This is a genomic window from Paenirhodobacter sp. YD-8 (assembly GCF_056590935.1).
Genome location: NZ_CM152649.1, coordinates 3298216 through 3312915, shown reverse-complemented (window position 1 = coordinate 3312915; position 14700 = coordinate 3298216). Strand labels below are relative to the sequence as shown.

15 protein-coding genes are annotated in these 14700 nt (G+C 69.2%); 13 read left to right on the top strand and 2 right to left on the bottom strand.

Translation table 11 applies throughout. The features are described from left to right. Positions 1 to 156: 156 nt before the first annotated feature. The 4 genes from AC0QTQ_RS16045 to AC0QTQ_RS16030 are packed head-to-tail and all read left to right on the top strand — an operon-like array spanning position 157 to position 4218. The gene (locus AC0QTQ_RS16045; RefSeq protein ID WP_480257384.1) at positions 157 to 603 is read left to right on the top strand and encodes a hypothetical protein; all 447 of its coding nucleotides are present in this window, start codon (positions 157 to 159) and stop codon (positions 601 to 603) included. A gap of 16 nt (positions 604 to 619) precedes the next feature. Further along, on the top strand, positions 620 to 1093 hold the full coding sequence (locus AC0QTQ_RS16040) for a DUF2271 domain-containing protein (protein WP_121533866.1): 474 nt from the start codon (positions 620 to 622) through the stop codon (positions 1091 to 1093). Between the two features lie 16 nt (positions 1094 to 1109). Next, the gene (locus tag AC0QTQ_RS16035; RefSeq protein WP_480257383.1) at positions 1110 to 3317 is read left to right on the top strand and encodes a PepSY domain-containing protein; all 2208 of its coding nucleotides are present in this window, start codon (positions 1110 to 1112) and stop codon (positions 3315 to 3317) included. Continuing rightward, on the top strand, positions 3298 to 4218 hold the full coding sequence (locus tag AC0QTQ_RS16030; protein WP_480257382.1) for an FAD:protein FMN transferase: 921 nt from the start codon (positions 3298 to 3300) through the stop codon (positions 4216 to 4218). The genes AC0QTQ_RS16035 and AC0QTQ_RS16030 overlap by 20 nt, the downstream gene beginning before the upstream one ends. Before the next feature lie 2 nt (positions 4219 to 4220). Here AC0QTQ_RS16030 and AC0QTQ_RS16025 read toward each other — a convergent pair whose 3' ends face one another. Beyond that, positions 4221 to 5117 (bottom strand): LysR family transcriptional regulator, encoded by an 897-nt coding sequence (locus tag AC0QTQ_RS16025; protein WP_121533863.1) that lies wholly within the window; start codon positions 5115 to 5117, stop codon positions 4221 to 4223. Between the two features lie 223 nt (positions 5118 to 5340). Here AC0QTQ_RS16025 and AC0QTQ_RS16020 point away from each other — a divergent pair, with 223 nt between their 5' ends. The 8 genes from AC0QTQ_RS16020 (at position 5341) to AC0QTQ_RS15985 (ending at position 13351) form a co-directional block, all read left to right on the top strand. Further along, positions 5341 to 6117: a 5-oxoprolinase subunit PxpA gene (locus AC0QTQ_RS16020; RefSeq protein ID WP_480257381.1), complete on the top strand. Its 777-nt coding sequence runs from the start codon at positions 5341 to 5343 to the stop codon at positions 6115 to 6117. Positions 6118 to 6134: 17 nt separating this feature from the next. Beyond that, positions 6135 to 6368 (top strand): acetyl-CoA carboxylase, encoded by a 234-nt coding sequence (locus AC0QTQ_RS16015; RefSeq protein ID WP_121533861.1) that lies wholly within the window; start codon positions 6135 to 6137, stop codon positions 6366 to 6368. Positions 6369 to 6372: 4 nt separating this feature from the next. Next, entirely contained in the window at positions 6373 to 7746 is a 1374-nt protein-coding gene (locus tag AC0QTQ_RS16010) for an acetyl-CoA carboxylase biotin carboxylase subunit (RefSeq protein ID WP_480257380.1), read from the top strand. Positions 7747 to 7756: 10 nt separating this feature from the next. Further along, positions 7757 to 8632, top strand: a complete 876-nt coding sequence (locus AC0QTQ_RS16005) for a 5-oxoprolinase subunit B family protein (RefSeq protein ID WP_121533859.1) — start codon at positions 7757 to 7759, stop codon at positions 8630 to 8632. Next, positions 8622 to 9590, top strand: a complete 969-nt coding sequence (locus AC0QTQ_RS16000; protein WP_480257379.1) for a 5-oxoprolinase subunit C family protein — start codon at positions 8622 to 8624, stop codon at positions 9588 to 9590. Before AC0QTQ_RS16005 ends, AC0QTQ_RS16000 begins: the two co-directional genes overlap by 11 nt. Before the next feature lie 107 nt (positions 9591 to 9697). After that, positions 9698 to 10765 (top strand): TMAO reductase system periplasmic protein TorT, encoded by a 1068-nt coding sequence (gene torT / locus AC0QTQ_RS15995; RefSeq protein ID WP_480257378.1) that lies wholly within the window; start codon positions 9698 to 9700, stop codon positions 10763 to 10765. 55 nt (positions 10766 to 10820) lie between these two features. Next, on the top strand, positions 10821 to 12347 hold the full coding sequence (locus AC0QTQ_RS15990; protein WP_480257377.1) for a sugar ABC transporter ATP-binding protein: 1527 nt from the start codon (positions 10821 to 10823) through the stop codon (positions 12345 to 12347). Then, the gene (locus tag AC0QTQ_RS15985) at positions 12344 to 13351 is read left to right on the top strand and encodes an ABC transporter permease (protein ID WP_121533855.1); all 1008 of its coding nucleotides are present in this window, start codon (positions 12344 to 12346) and stop codon (positions 13349 to 13351) included. Before AC0QTQ_RS15990 ends, AC0QTQ_RS15985 begins: the two co-directional genes overlap by 4 nt. A gap of 135 nt (positions 13352 to 13486) precedes the next feature. Here the strand turns inward: AC0QTQ_RS15985 and AC0QTQ_RS15980 are convergent, their stop codons facing one another. Continuing rightward, positions 13487 to 13816 carry a TIGR02300 family protein gene (locus AC0QTQ_RS15980; protein WP_121533854.1) on the bottom strand — a complete coding sequence of 110 codons (330 nt, stop codon included), beginning with the start codon at positions 13814 to 13816 and terminating at the stop codon, positions 13487 to 13489. A gap of 140 nt (positions 13817 to 13956) precedes the next feature. On the opposite strand from AC0QTQ_RS15980, the gene AC0QTQ_RS15975 reads away from it, so the two are divergent. Further along, entirely contained in the window at positions 13957 to 14655 is a 699-nt protein-coding gene (locus tag AC0QTQ_RS15975) for a M48 family metallopeptidase (protein ID WP_480257376.1), read from the top strand. Positions 14656 to 14700 lie beyond the last annotated feature (45 nt).

Below are 14700 nucleotides of genomic sequence, written 5' to 3'. Positions count from 1 at the left end.
ATCGTCCCCCCGGGAGCGGGCGCGCCGGGCTTGTCCCTTGTTCGACCGGCGCGCCCGACCTGACAGCCCGCTGAAGCGGAAAGTCCCGCCGCTTCAGCCCGCGCTCAGCTTCGGGCGCGACACCTTGCGACAGATACCAGACACGAAGGACCCCAGATGAAATCCGTTCTTGCCCTGCTTGCCCTGACCACCGCGATCACCACGAGCGTCGTCGGCGCGCTTTCCGCGGCGCCCGTGCCCGAGGTGACGCCCGCCGCCCCCGCTGCGGCGTCGCCGCTTGGCCCGCTTGTGCGCTCGGCCGTGGTCGTCTCCGGCGGTGCGACCGATGCCGCCGCCGCCCCGGCCGCCGCCAGCCCGGCTGCCCCGGCACCGATGCGCCTTGCCGAGGATGACGATGATGACGAGGGCGAGGGCTGGATCTTCGGCCGTCGCGGTCACGATGACGATGACGACGACGATGATGATGACGATGACGAGGGCCGCGGCTGTGCGCCGGGGACCCCGGGCTGCACCAGCCGTGGTCCGGCGCCTGCCGGCACCTCCGCGCCGCCCGCGAACGGGCTTTTCGCCCCGGGCGCGAAGCCCGCGGTGCAGACGAACTGATCCGAGGAGAGAGAGAATGAAACACCTGCTCACCGCACTCGCCCTGACCACCGCGCTGACCGCCGTTCCGGCGCTCGCGCAGGCCAAGCCCGTCACCTTCACCACGCAGATGCGCAATTACGGCGGCGACGGCGCCTATCTGGCCTTCTATGTCACCGATGCGAAGGGCGGCTATGTCGGCAGCCTGTGGATGGCGGGCGGCAAGGCCAAGTATTATCGCCACCTCACCGGCTGGCAGGCCGCGACCGGCGGCGACACCGCACAGGTCGACGGCATCACCGGCGCCTCGGTCGGTGCCGGCCGCTCGCTGAAGATCACGCTCGACCTTCAGGACGCGTTGTTCGATGCTGGCTATGTGCTCCACGTCGATGCCGCGGTCGAGGACATGCGCGAAAGCCCGAACGAGGTGGTGCTGCCGCTGACCTCGGACATCGTCGGCAAGCCGGCGCAGGGGCGCAGCTACATCGACACGCTGACCGTCAGCTTCTGATCCGGAGGGCCCGCCCGTGCTGCGCTCGATCCACCGTTGGCCCGGCCTGATTGCCGCGCTGCTCGTCCTTGTCCTCGCCCTCAGCGGCGCGGCGCTTTCGGTCTTTCCCGCGCTCGAGCGGGTGGGGGCGCCGCAGGCGCCGGCGGGGCTGAGCGTCGCCGAACTGGCGGCACAGGTCGAGGCGGCCCATCCCGGGCTCGAGCAGATCCGCCGCGCGCCCTCGGGTCGGATCACCGCCTGGTGGTTCGATGCGGGCACGCCCGGCAGTGCGGTGATCGACCCGGTGACGGGGGCGGATGCGGTCAGCGCCGACCCCTCGTCGGTCGAGCTGTGGCTCACCAACCTGCACCGCTCGCTGTTCCTTGGCGACACCGGGCGGCTGGTGATGGCGGCGGGCGCGGCGGCGATGGCGGTGCTGACGCTGTCGGGCGCGGCGCTGGTGGCGCGGCGCATGGGCGGGTGGCGGCGCTGGTTCGGCCGCACCCGTGGGCCCTGGCCCGGGCGCGTGCATGTCGAGCTGGCCCGTTTTGCCGTGGGCGGGCTGCTGCTGTCCTCGCTCACCGCGCTGTGGATGACCGCCTCGACCTTCTCGCTTCTGCCTGACGAGGCGGTCGATCCGGCCCCTGCGGTGGCGACGGCGGGGCTGCCCCGGCTGGCCCCCGCGCAGATCCCGCTGCTGGCCGAAACCCCGGTCGCCGATCTGCGCGACCTCTCCTTCCCCTCGTCGCAGGACCCGACCGACGTCTTCACCCTGAGTGCCGCGGGCGGCACCGCGCTGATCGACCCGGGCACCGGCGCCGTGCTGTCCTCGGCCCTGCCGAGCGCGTGGGAACGCGCGAGCGCGATTGTCGAGATGCTGCACACCGGCCGCGGCGCGGCAACGCTCGGCCTGATCCTTGGCCTGATGGCGCTGAGCGTGCCGACGCTTGCCGTCACCGGGGCGGTGCAATGGCTGCGCACCCGCCGCTCGGGCGTGCGTCTGCCGGGCAATGTCGCCTCGGGCAGTGCCGAGACCATCCTGCTCGTCGCCTCGGAAGGCGGCACGACCTGGGGCTTTGCCCGCACCCTGCGCGACGCGCTGGCGCAGGCCGGCCACAGCGTGCACGCCGCGCCCCTCAGCGCCTTCGATCCGGCGCGCTATGGCAAGGCGAAGCGCTTCCTCATCCTTGCCGCGACCTATGGCGAGGGCGAGGCGCCCGCCGCCGCCCGCGGCGTTCTGGCCTGCATCCGCGCGCTGAAGACGCCACCCGCCGCGCCGCTTGCCGTGCTCGGCTTCGGCGACCGCAGCTTCCCCGAGTTCTGCGGCTATGCGCAGGACCTGACCGAGGCCGCCCGCGCCATCGGCTGGGCCGAGCTGATGCCCCTTGGCACCGTCAACCGCCAGTCGCCGCAGGACTTCGCCCGCTGGGGCCGCGATCTGGGCGACGTGCTGGGGCATCCGCTTGACCTCGCGCATCTGCCGCAGGTGCCGCAGGGCGAGGCGCTGCGCCTGATCTCGCGTCGCGACTATGGCGCCGAGGTCCAGGCCCCGGCGGCGATCCTGCGCTTCGCTCTGCCGAAGCCTGGTCTGTGGCAGCGGCTGACCGGGCAGGGCTTTGCCCGCTTCGAGGCGGGCGACCTGCTCGGCGTGCTGCCCGAGGGCTCGGACCTGCCGCGCTTCTATTCGCTGGCCTCGGGCGCGCGCGACGGCTTCGTCGAGATCTGCGTGCGCCGGCAGCCGGGCGGGCTCTGCTCGGGTCAGCTGACCGCGCTGGCCCCCGGGGCGACGGTCACCGCCTTCCTGCGCCGCAATCCGGCCTTCCACCCGGCGAAGGGGCGCAAGCCGCTGATCCTGGTGGGGGCGGGGGCGGGCATCGCGCCGCTTGCGGGCTTTGTCCGCGCGAACCGCCGCCACCGCCCGGTGCATCTGTGGTTCGGCGCCCGCACCCCCGAGAGCGATTTCCTCTACGAGGAAGACCTGACCGCCTGGCGCGCCGATGGCCGCCTGTCGGGGCTGAGCGCCGCCTTCTCCCGCGCGGGCCGGCGCGAGCATGTGCAGGACCGCATCGGTGCCGAGGCGGCGCAGGTCGGTGCGCTTCTGGCCGCGGGCGCGCAGGTGCTGGTTTGTGGCGGACGCGAGATGGCCGCAGGGGTGCGCGACGCGCTCTCCGCGATCCTGGAAGGGCAGGGCAAGAGCCTTGCACTGTTGAAGGAAGAGGGACGCTATGCCGAAGACGTCTTCTGATCTGACCCGCCGCGCGCTGAGCGGCTCGACGATGGGCACGCGCTGGTCGGTGGTGCTCTATGCGCCCGAGGGGGCAGACCTCGCCCCTCTCGCGGCCGCGCTGCAACAGGCGGTGGACGAGGTCGACGCGCAGATGTCGACCTGGCGGCCCGAGAGCGACCTGATGCGGCTCAACGCGGCGCCGCTTGATGTCGCGGTGCCGCTGCCCGCGCGGCTGATGACGGTGCTGGCCGAGGCGCTGGAAATCGGCCGGCTGTCGGGCGGCGCCTTCGAGATCGCCATGGGCGATGCGGTCGCGGCCTGGGGCTTTGGCCCGGCGCCGGCCGACCCGGCCGCGATCCGCGCCGCGATGGCCCGCCCGCGGCGGCCGAGCTTCGAGGGGCTCGAGCTTGACCGCGCCGCCGGCACCGCCTGCAAGCGCGCCGAGATGACGCTGGACCTCAGCGGCATCGCCAAGGGCTATGGCGTCGATGCGCTGGTCGAGGTGCTGGGCGCGCATGGCATCACCCGCGCGCTCGCCGCGATCGATGGCGAGCTGCGCGGCATCGGCACCCAGCCCGACGGCCGGGGCTGGGCGGTGGCGGTCGAACGCCCCGACCCCGCGCTCCGCGCCGTGCATTCGGTGTTCGAGCTGCATGACATCGCCATCGCCACCTCGGGCGACTATCGCCACCGGGTCGAGGTCGGCGGCCGGCAGCTCTCGCATACCATGGACCCGCGCCGCGGCGCGCCGGTGCTGGGCGGCCCGGCCTCGGTCACCGTGCTGGCCGAGACCTGCATGCGCGCCGATGCCGTCGCCAGCGCCCTGATGGTGCTCGGCGAGGCGGCGGGGCGGGCGCTGGCCGGTCGCCTGGGGGTCGAGGTTCTGTTCCTGACCGAGGCCGACCGCCTCCCCGCCTGAGCTCAGATCTGCGGCGTGTTGAAGGCCTGTCGGAAGTAGGTGTAGAGCACCTGCGTCGCGGGCGTCATCTCGGTGCCGCGGCGCCAGGCAAGCCCCACGTCCATCGAGGGCACGACCGGGTCGGTCTCGACCGTCACGATCCGCCGCCCCTCGAGCGACCAGGGGCGATAGACCATGTCGGAGAGCACCGTCACCCCCTGGCCGTTCGCCACCATCGAGCGCACCGCCTCGATCGACGAGGTGCGCATCTTCACCCGCGGCGGGGTCGAGCCGAAGGTCCAGTATTTCATCGTAGTGTTCGCCGCCTCGTCCACCGTCAGCATGATGTAATCCTCTTCCGAGATCTCGCTGAACTGCACCTTGCGGCGGTCGGCGAGGCGGTGGCCCTGCGGCACCCACAGCCGCCGGGTCGAGCGCAACAGGGTGTCGGTCTCGAGCTCGGGGTTCGAGATGTTCGAGGTCAGCACGATCGCGATGTCGAAGCGGTTCGCAAGCAGCCCTTCCTCGACGCTTTCGCGGTTCAGCTCGTGCACCTGGATGTCGAGATTGGGGTGCATCCGTGCGATGCGGTCGAGGTGATAGGGCAGGAAATAGCCGATCACGGTATAGGTCGTGGCGACGAGGATCCGCCCGGTGGTGCCGCTTGCCCGTTCGCGGATGTTCACCGCCTCGTCGATCTTGGTCAGGATCTCGTAGCTCAGCGCCAGAAGCTCGCGCCCCGATTGCGTCATCTCCATCCCGTGCGCGGTGCGGGTGAACAGCTCGGTGCCGATCTCGGTCTCGAGTTCGCGGATCGCCGTGGTCACCGCCGATTGCGAGATCGACAGCGCGTTCGCGGCGCGGCTGACCTGACCGGTCTCGGCGGTGGCGACGAAATACTTGATCTGCCGGAAGTTCATGATGACCTGTTCTGATATTCAGATGCTGCTCATCACATCTTCCGAAGATCCGTGTTAACGAATTGCTCAAATGCCAAGCAATCCAAGGAATATTGGAAGTTTGCGGTGGGCTCCCGATCACCTGTTTATCTGAAAAACAGAAATGAAAAAGACATATCTTTGAATTTTACATGATGCGATTCTTCGGGAAACCTGTTCATGCAAATGTTACGTGGACCTGGACATGCCGAAGATCGTCGACCTCAACTGTGACCTTGGAGAAGGCTTCGGCCACTGGACGATGGGCGCGCCCGACGAGGAGCTGATGGAAGTCATCTCCTCGGCGAATGTGGCGACGGGCTTTCACGCCGGTGACCCGACGCTGATGAACCGGGTGGTGAAGCTGTGTCAGCAACACTCGGTCGGGCTGGGCGCGCACCCGGGCTATCGCGACCTCGTGGGCTTCGGCCGACGCTACATCCGCGCCACCTCCGAGGAGCTGGTGAACGACATCCTCTACCAGATCGGCGCCTTGCGCGAGTTCGGCCGGCGCTATGGCATCGCGCTTCAGCATGTGAAGCCGCATGGCGCGCTCTACATGGAGGCCGCGGCGAACGAGGACCTGTCGCGCCATCTGGTCGAGACGCTGCAGCGCACGGCGCCCGAGCTGGCCCTGTTCTGCATGGACATCTCGCACACCTGCGAGGTCGCGCAGCGGCTCGGCCAGCCGGTGGTGCGCGAGTTCTACGCCGACCGCGACTATGATGCGAGCGGCTCGATCGTGTTCCAGCGCCGCGTCGCGCCCCCCGATCCGGCGAAACTCGCCGAGAAATGCCTGCGCGCCTGTCTCGACAACACCGTCGAGACGGTGGACGGCAAGGAGATCCGGGTCGAGTTCGAATCGATCTGCTTCCATTCCGACACCCCCGGCGCGGTCGAGATCGGCCGCGCGATCAAGACCACGCTGCTCGAAAACGGCATCACCATCGCCCCCGCGGCGCTGGTGCTCAAACAAGACTGATCTGACAGGAGAGAGCCATGACCGATATTCTTTCGCCCCTTCCCGGCACCTTCTACCACAAGCCCTCGCCGGACGCGGCGCCGTTCAAGGCGGCGGGCGAGGCGGTCGCGGCCGAGGATACCATCGGCCTGATCGAGGTGATGAAGACCTTCATCGAGGTGAAGGCCGAGGCGGCAGGCACCTTCGCGGGCTATGTTGCGGCCGATGCGACGCCGGTCAGCGCGGGCGAAACCCTGGCGAAGCTGGACTGATCCGATGGCGATCCGCAAACTCTTCATCGCGAACCGGGGCGAGATCGCCGTGCGCATCATCCGCGCCGCGAAATCGCTGGGCATCGAGACGGTGCAGGCCCATTCCGAGGCCGATGCCGGGATGCTGGCCGTGCAGCTGGCCGATGGCGCGGTCTGCGTCGGCCCGGCGCAGGCGGCGAAATCCTATCTGAACATCGCGGCGGTGGTCGCCGCGGCGAAGGATGCGGGCTGTGACGCCGTGCATCCGGGCTATGGCTTCCTCGCCGAGAACGCCGAGTTCGCCCGCGCGGTCGAGGCGGCGGGCATGGTCTTTGTCGGCCCGACGGCCGAGACGATCGACCGGATGGGCGACAAGGTCGCGGCGAAGATCGCGGCGAAGGCTGCCGGCGTGCCGACGGTGCCGGGTTCGGACGGGCGGATCGAGGCGGCCGAGGCCGTGGCGATCGCCGAGAGCATCGGCTATCCGGTGATGATCAAGGCCGCGGCGGGCGGTGGCGGGCGCGGCATCCGCATCGCCACCTCGGCCGAGGAACTCGCCCGTCTCGCGCCGCAGGCGCGCGCCGAGGCCGAGGCCGCCTTCGGCGATGGCGGGCTCTACCTCGAGAAGGTGATCCTCAATCCGCGCCACATCGAGGTGCAGATCCTCGGCGACGGCACCGGCGCGGCCGTGCACTGCTACGAGCGCGAATGCTCGCTGCAGCGCCGCCGGCAGAAGGTCTGGGAAGAGGCGCCGGCCTTCGGTCTGCCCGAGGCCACCCGCAAGGCGCTGTGCGACAGTGCCGTGGCACTGGCGCAGGCGGTGAACTACCGCGGCGCGGGCACCATCGAATATCTCTATGACGGCGCGGCGGACCGGTTCTACTTCATCGAGATGAACACCCGCATCCAGGTGGAACATCCGGTGACCGAGATGGTGACGGGGCTCGACCTCGTGGCGCTGATGCTGCGCATCGCGGGCGGCGAGCCGCTGCCGCTGACGCAGGAGCAGATCACCTGCACCGGCCACGCGATCGAGGTCCGGCTGAACGCCGAGGACCCGTTCCTGCAGTTCCTGCCGTTCCCGGGCAAGGTCACCGCGCTGACCATCCCGGTGGGCGAGGGCGTGCGCTTCGACCACTTCCTCTACGAGGGCTATCAGATCCCGCCCTTCTACGATTCGCTTCTGGGCAAGCTGATCGTCTGGGCCGAGGACCGCGCCGCGGCGATCGACCTGATGGCCGACACCCTCATCGGCATCGAGATCGGCGGGCTGAAGACGACGATCCCGCTGCACCTGGCGCTGGCCGCCGATGCGGGCGTGCGCGCGGGCGACTTCCACACCCAATGGCTGGAACCCTGGCTTGCCGCCGGGAACCTGACCGCCCCCACCGCAGCATAGGAGAGAGACCGTGAAGACAAGGTATTCCTTCGGCGGCGACGAGCACGTCTATGTCGAGATCGACGAGGAGATGTCGCTCGAGGCCTTCTTCATCGCACTCTCGCTGCGCAATGCGGTGGCCGAGGCCGAGATCCCCGGCGTGACCGAGATCTGCCCGGCGAACGCCTCCTTCGAGGTGCGCTTCGACCCCGACGTGATCGCCCCCGAGGAGATCATGGCGCGGATCAAGGAGCTCGAGCACAAGGCCGAGGTCTCGGACAAGCGGCTCGAGACGCGGATCATCGAGATCCCGGTCTATTTCCAGGACCCCTGGACGCACGAGACGCTGATGCGCTTCCGCGAGCGGCACCAGGACCCGACCGGATCGGATCTCGACTATGCGGCGCGGATCAACGGCTATGACAGCGTCGAGGCCTTCCTCGAGGCCTTCCACTCGCAGCCCTGGTTCGTGTCGATGGTCGGCTTCGTCGCGGGCCTGCCCTTCCTCTATCAGCTCGTCGAGCGCGAGAAGCAGATCCAGGTGCCGAAATACCTGCGCCCGCGCACCGACACGCCGAAGCTCTCGGTCGGCATCGGCGGCTGCTTTGCCTGCATCTATTCGGTGCGCGGCGCGGGCGGCTATCAGCTCTTCGGCATCACCCCGATGCCGATCTACGACCCGACGCAGACGGTGTCCTACCTGAAGGATTTCATGGTCTTCTTCCGTCCGGGCGACATCGTGAAATGGAAGCCCGTCGACCGCGCCGAATACGAGCGGATCGAGGCCGCGGTGGCCGCCGGCACCTACACGCCGCGCATCGCCCCCGTCACCTTCGATCTCGACGCCTTCAACGCCGACATCGCCGGCACCAACGCGAACCTGATGGAGGCCCTCAATGGCATTTAAGGTCGTCAAACCCGGGCTCTCGACGACGGTGCAGGACCTTGGCCGTCCGGGTTATTTCCACCTCGGCATTCCCGAGGGCGGCGCGATGGACCGCTTTGCGCTGCGCGTGGCGAACATGCTGGTCGGCAATGACGAGGGCGCGGCCGGGCTCGAGGCGGTGTTCATGGGGCCGGAGCTGACCTTCGACGCCGACACGCTGGTGGCCGTCACCGGCGCCGAGATGCCGATCTTCGTCGATGGCGAACCGCGCGAGGGCTGGAGCGCCTTCGTGGTGAAGGCCGGTCAGACCCTGCGCTTCGGTTTCCTCAAGGCCGGCGCGCGGATCTACATCGCCTTCGGCGGCGGCATCGCGACGCCGCTCGCGCTTGGCAGCCGCTCGACCTATCCGATCGGTGCGCTTGGCGGCATCGACGGCCGCGCCATCGCGGCGGGCGACGTGGTGCCGGTGGGCGAGGCCACGACGATGACCGAGCGCAGCCTTGATCGCGGCCTTCTGGCCCCGGTCTCGGCGCCGGTCTCGCTGCGGGTGCTGACCGGGCTCTACTGGCACCGGCTGACCCCTGCCTGCCAGGCGCGCTTCTTCGCCGACGAATGGGTCGTGGCGCCCGAGGCCGACCGCATGGGCTATCGCTTCCGCGGCGGTGCGCCGATGGAATTCGTCGACCGCGAACAGCCCTTCGGCGCGGGCTCGGACCCGTCGAACATCGTCGACGGCTGCTATTCCTACGGCTCGATCCAGGTGCCGGGCGGACAGGAGCCGATCGTTCTGCACCGCGACGCGGTCTCGGGCGGCGGCTACTTCACCCTTGGCGCGGTGATCTCGGCCGACATGGACCTGATCGGTCAGCTGCAGCCGAACACCAAGGTGCGCTTCACCGAGGTGACGATGGAAGAGGCGCTCGCGGCCCGCGCCGCCCGCCGCGACCGTCTTGCAAAGCTGCGTGCCGCGCTGGCCTGAGGGCCCGCGGCGCGCCGCCACCACCACGACCACCACTCACCCACACCACCCGAAGAAACGCGGATCAACCGCGACCGATCCCACAAAAACAGAGAGGTCTCTGAACGATGAAACATGCCCGTCTTGCGCTTGCGCTGCTTGGCGCGACGACCCTTGCGGTGCCGGCCTTCGCCGGTGACTGGTTCCCCTATCCGGCCGAGGAGGTGACCCCCGCCTTCTCGACCGACGGCACCTCCGCGCCGATCAGCTACGAGGCGCTGCCGAAGGCCGACAAGCCCTGGAACATCTGCGTCGCCTTCCCGCACATGAAGGACGCCTACTGGCTCGGCGTCGACTATGGCGTCACCGAAGAGGCGAAGCGCCAGGGCGTGAAGCTGAACGTGGTCGAGGCCGGCGGCTATACCGAGCTTGCCAAGCAGATCAGCCAGATCGAGGATTGCGTCGCCGGCGGCGCGCAGGCGGTGATCATCGGCGCAATCTCCTATGACGGGCTGAACTCGGTGGTGAAGGAAGCCGCCGCCAAGGGCGTGCCGGTGATCGACGTGGTGAACGGCATGTCCTCGCCCGACATCTCGGCGAAGTCGCTGGTCTCGTTCTGGACCATGGGCCACGAGACCGGCAAGTATCTGGCCGAGAAGCACCCGGCGGGCAGCCCCGAGGTCACCGTGGGCTGGTTCCCGGGCCCGGCCGGCGCCGGCTGGGTCGAGGCGGCGAACACCGGCTTCATGGAAGCGGTCAAGGGCTCGGCGGTGAAGGTGCTCGAGCCGCGCTATGGCGACACCGGCAAGGAAGCGCAGCTGAAGCTGGTCGAGGACGTGCTGCAGGCGAACCCCGATGTGAACTACATCGCCGGCACCGCGGTCACCGCCGAGGCGGCGCAGGGCCTGCTGCGCGAGCGCGGGCTGACCGACAAGGTCGGGCTGCTGGCCTTCTACCTGACGCCGGGCGTCTATTCGGGCATCCAGCGCGGCTTCATCGAGGCGGCGCCGGCGGATTCGATGGTCATCCAGGGCCGCATCGCGGTCGACCAGGCGGTGCGCATCCTCGAGGGCAAGCCCTACGTCAAGCACGTCGGCCCGAAGATCTTCGTCATCACCAAGGACAACCTGGCCAACACCCCGCGCGAGGCGGTGCTGCCGCCCGAGGGCTTCCAGCCCGTGTTCTCGGTCAACTGATCTCCCACGGCGTCCCGGCCCGTGCCGGGGCGCCTTTCCAACCGGAGCGTTGCCGATGACTTCTCCCCTTCTCGAGACCCGGGGCCTGACCAAGGCCTATCCCGGCGTTCTCGCCCTCAACGCGGTCGATTTCACCCTGCTGCCCGGCGAGGTGCACGTGCTCTTCGGCGAGAACGGCGCGGGCAAGTCGACGATGATCTCCCTGCTCGCCGGTGCGAACACGCCGACCGAGGGCGAGATCCGCGTGCGCGGCGTGCCGGTGCGCTTCGCCTCGGTCGCCGATGCGCAGGCGCAGGGCATCTACACCGTGTTTCAGGAATTCTCGCTGATCCCGACGATGACCGTGGCGCAGAACATGTTCCTGGGCCACGAACCGGGGCCCGGCCCCTTCCTGGCGCCCGGCGAGATGCGCCGCCGCGCCGCCGCCACGCTGGCCGAACTCGGCTTCGCGATCGACCCGGGCGCCACCGTCGCGCGGCTGTCGCGCGCGCAACAGCAGATGGTCGAGATCGCCAAGGCGATGCAGGGCGCGCTGTCGGTGCTGATCCTCGACGAACCCACCGCCTCGCTGACCGATCGCGAGGTCGACCAGCTTTTCGACGTGGTGAAACGGCTGAAGGCCGAGGGCGTGGGCATCGTCTACATCTCGCACCGCGTCCACGAGTTCGAACGCATCGCCGAGCGCGTCACCGTGCTGCGTGACGGCGCCAAGATCGGCACCGCGCCGATGGCCGAGATGAGCGAAGAGGCGCTGGTAGACATGATGGCCGGGCGCGAGATCCGCGACATCTATCCCGAGATCGCCCGCACTCCCGGCGCGGTGGTGCTGGAGGTCGAGGGGCTTGCAGCCCCGGGCGTCTTCGACGCCTCCTTCACCCTGCGCCGTGGCGAGGTGCTGGGCGTGGCGGGGCTCGTCGGCTCCGGCAAGTCGCGTCTTTTCCGTGCGGTGATGGGGCTTGCGCCGACGCTTGCGGGCAAGGTGCGCTTCAAGGGGCTGGACATCACCCGTGCCCCCACCCGGCGGGTGGTGAAGGCGGGCGCGTGGTATCTGTCGCCCGACCGCAAGCACGAGGGGCTGATCCTGGCGGAAACCCCCTTCGGCAACCTGCGCATGGACCTGATGCTGGACGGCGGCCCGGTGCTGAGCCTTGCCGCCCTGCGTCGCCGCGCCGCGCAGATCTTCGGCCATGTCGAGCTGCCCGAAGCCTATCGCCCCCGCACCGTCGCCAAGCTTTCGGGCGGGAACCAGCAGAAGGTGCTGTTCGGCAAGGCCTTCGGCCATGACGCCGATCTGTACATCTTCGACGAGCCCACCGTCGGCGTCGACATGGGCACCCGCGCCGCGCTCTATCGGCTGATTGCGGAACTCGCCGAGGCCGGCAAGGCGGTGGTGGTGATCTCCTCCGACCTGCCCGAGGTGATGAACCTCGCGCATCGCGCGCTCGTTCTGGCGAATGGCCGCATCACCGCCCGGCTCGAACGTGAAGAGCTGAGCGAGGACGCGATCTTGCGCCATTTCTTCGACGGTGCCGATCCCGGCGCCGCAACCGTTGCCCCCGAACTGCAAGGAGACCTCGCATGACGCAGGCCCATCCCGCGCGCGGACTGCTGGCCCTGCCGCTGCGCATCTTCGTCAAACTCGGCGTGCTGCCGTTCTTCCTGATCGCGGCGATGGTGATCTTCGCCGTGCTGTCGCCGAACTTCCTGACGCCGCAGAACCTGATGAACGTGGCGCGGCAGTCGGTCTATCTGGTGCTCGTCTCGCTCGGGCAGATGCTGGTGCTGATCTCGGGCGGCTTCGACCTGTCGGTGGGCACGGTGATCGCGCTCTCCTCGGTCGTTTCGGCACTGGTGATGACGGCGCTGGCGCCGGTCTTCCCCGATGCGGTCTGGCTGGTGATCGCGCTTGGCGCGCTCGCTGGCTTTGCCGTGGCGCTGGTCGTCGGCGCGATCAACGGCATCGGCGTTGCCCTTTTCGACGTCTCGCCCTTCATCATGACGCTCGGCGTGTCCTCGGTCGGCACCGGTTTTGCGCTGTTCCTGACCGGCGGCGTGCCGGTCTCGGGCCTGCCCTTCGCCTTCGGCGACACCTTCGGCTTCGGCAAGGTGCTGGGGCTGCCGGTGCCGGTGGCGATCGCGCTCGTCGCGATTGCCGCGATGTGGCTCTTCATGGCGCGCACCCGGGCCGGCGCCCGCGTCTATGCGGTCGGCGGCAACATCAAGGCGGCGCATCTGTCGGCGATCAACACCCGCGGCGTGCTGATCCTCGTCTATGGCCTGTGCGCGCTGATCGCGGCGCTGACCGGGCTGCTGCTCACCGCCCGCGTCGAAAGCGGCGAGGCGAACCTCGGCGGCACCATCGCGATGGAATCGATCGCCGCCTGCGTCATCGCCGGCGTGTCGCTGCGCGGGGGCATCGGCCGGGTCGAGAACGTCGTCCTCGGCGCCTTCTTCATCATCCTGGTGCAGAACGGCATGAACCTCGCGCAGATCAGCTCCTACATGCAGATGGTGCTGATCGGGCTCTTGCTGATCCTCGCGGTGATCTTCGACCAGCTGCGCTATCGGCTGATCGTGAAGGGCTGAGCCCGCCCCCTCTTCCCCCGACTGCCCCGGTCGCGCCCCGCGCCCGGGGCTTTTTCATGCCCGGCGGAGGAGCGGCGCGCAAAGCAAAAGGGCGCGGGATGCCCGCGCCCTGCCTCCGCTCCACAAGGGGAGGGATCAGTTCTCTTCGTCGCTGCTGCCGACGTCGGCGATATCGTCGAGCGAGACGTTGTCGTCCTCGTCGTCCTCGAGCAGATCGTCGTCGAGATCGACGTCGCTCGCGTCTTCGTCCAGATCCTCGTCGGGCAGATCGTCGACCTCGAGATCATGTTCGCGCGGCGAGGCCTTGTCGGCGACCAGAACGCGGCCGCGGCCGCTCGAGGTCAGGCTTTCGCTCGAGAAGCTGTTTCCGCAGACCGGGCAGGTCATCGGATCTTTTTGCAGGTCGTAAAAGCGGCTCGCGCAATGCGGGCAGAGGCGCTTGACGCCCCATTCCTCTTTCGGCATGGAAGTCTCCTGGCAAGCTCTTTCGCACAGAGTCGCAGCCAACTGCCATACATGCGGGGGGGTGTCAAAGCCTTTTCCGCGCTTTCTGCGCCGCGGGGGCGATCGCTCGCCGTGAACTGCCCCGAAGCCCCGGATGACCGATGGATTCAAGCCGATTCACCCTGCCTGACCTGCCCGGCGTCGCCGTCACGCTGCGTCGCTCGGCCCGGGCGCGGCGGTTCAGCCTGCGGGTGTCGCGACTCGATGGGCAGGTGGTGCTGACCCTGCCGACCCGCGCGCCGCTCGCCGAGGCGCTCGCCTTCGCGCAGGGCCATGGCGAGTGGCTGCGCCGCACACTGGCCGCGATGCCGGCGCTGCGCCGCCCGGCCTTTGGTGCCACCGTGCCGGTCGAGGGCGAGGAGCGGCGGATCGAGGCGGGGACGGTGCGCGCGCCGCGGCTCGAACCCGGTCGGCTGATCGTGCCACCGGGCGAGGACCGGCTGGCGACTCGGCTCGAGACCTTCCTGCGCCATTGCGCCCGGCTGCGCCTGCAGGCCGCGACCGAGCGCCATGCCGAGGTGCTGGGCCGTCCCTTCCGCCGCATCACCCTGCGCGACACACGCTCGCGCTGGGGCTCCTGCGCGGCGGATGGGTCGCTCTCCTATTCCTGGCGGCTGATCATGGCGCCGCCGGCGGTGCTCGACTATGTCGCGGCGCATGAGGTCGCGCATCTGGCGCAGATGAACCACTCTCCCGCCTTCTGGGCCGAGGTGGCGCGGCTGATGCCAGATTACGCCCCGCACCGCGCCTGGCTGAAGCGCGAGGGCGGCGCGTTGCAGTCGATCCGCTTCCGCGACTGACGGCGCGGCATTGACGCCGGGCGGATTCGTGATCACATACGCCCC